The 1234-nt window shown below is 65.9% G+C and carries 2 protein-coding genes; both read left to right on the top strand.

Annotation, left to right across the window (positions count from 1 at the left end; genetic code table 11):
* Positions 1-66: 66 nt before the first annotated feature.
* Complete coding sequence (locus EV665_RS32125) at positions 67-435, top strand: hypothetical protein (RefSeq protein WP_133037279.1); 369 nt, start codon at positions 67-69, stop codon at positions 433-435.
* A 48-nt stretch (positions 436-483) separates the two neighbouring features.
* Positions 484-1092, top strand: coding sequence for a hypothetical protein (locus EV665_RS32120; RefSeq protein WP_133037278.1), 609 nt, complete (start codon positions 484-486; stop codon positions 1090-1092).
* Positions 1093-1234: the final 142 nt, after the last annotated feature.

The following is a 1234-nucleotide window of genomic DNA, read 5'->3' as shown; positions in this document are numbered from 1 at the left end:
GCTCGGGCTTAAGCCCTCCCGGCGGTCTCAGGCCGGCGCCGCAGTGGCCGACTTTTGCTCCGCCCCGTGGCCGGTTTTTACTCCGCCGTTGACAACAACGATGCCTATCCGCAGGCCGGGTCCGGCGCAGCCGTGGCCTTCACCTTCGGATTGTCGAACATCACGATCACCAACAACACGGGCGTGACGTGGGCGGCGGGTTCGAACCTGCTCGCCAGCTTCGGCGACAACACGGACGACGGTTCCTACAACGCCGACGTCCGCGTCGACGCCATCGTTTCGCTGACGGCAGCCACCGGCACGACCGGCAACACCGTCGCCGATGTCGGCACGGAGTTCACACAGGCGACGCTGAACAACAACTTCAAGGCGCTCGCCGACAAGCAGAACGAGGTCATCGCCGCGCTGAAGGCGGCCGGCATCCTCGTCAAGTAAACCGGGCGGGGCTTCGGCCCCGTCGATCCTCACCGGAAGGAAATCGACATGCAGACTGCAAACGTAATGCTCGCGATCGGCGGCGACGCCAAGAACACGGTTCCGAAATACGGCGTGACCGCCGCCGAGGTCGCCGTGCTCCGCTATATCCACGGTGAGGACGCCGTCTTCGATATCGAGGTGACGGGCAGCGTCGAGCGCACCCACCGCCAGGAGATCGGCCGGCTGACCGAAGTCTATGGCCGCCAGGAAGGCGAGCGTCGCGTCTCGCCCGCCGTCGCCGACCTCTATCCGGGCGCGGCCGCTCGCGTCTTCGAGACGTTCGACGAACTGGAAATTCCGGACGATCTCTACGCCGCCGCTGGCCGTAAGGTCGCCGCGCCGGTCAAGCCGAAGAAGGAAGCGCCCGCCCCGGCCGCCGATGACGACGGTCTCGACGCCATGAAGGTCAAGGAGCTTCAGGCACTCGCCGGGGCCGAGGGCGTCGATCTGACCGGCGTCACCAAGAAGGACGACATCATCGAAGCAATCCGCCTGTATCGCGCCGCGCAGTCGACGCCGGCAGGTGGCGACGGCGACGAGGATGGCGTCGGGGATGACGACGGCGTCGGCGAAATGAACGACGAGTTCTCCGGCGAGAACAACCTCTTCAAGTAAAGGCTGGCGGCATGGCCCGGAATACGACGCTCGTAAAACTGCTCGACTTGTCAACGGCGGAGTAAAAACCGGCCACGGGGCGGAGCAAAAGTCGGCCACTGCGGCGCCGGCCTGAGACCGCCGGGAGGGCTTAAGCCCGAGC

The sequence above is a fragment of the Shinella granuli genome, from assembly GCF_004341885.1.
In the GTDB taxonomy this organism is placed as follows: domain Bacteria; phylum Pseudomonadota; class Alphaproteobacteria; order Rhizobiales; family Rhizobiaceae; genus Shinella; species Shinella granuli.
This window is presented reverse-complemented; position numbering and strand designations above follow the sequence as displayed.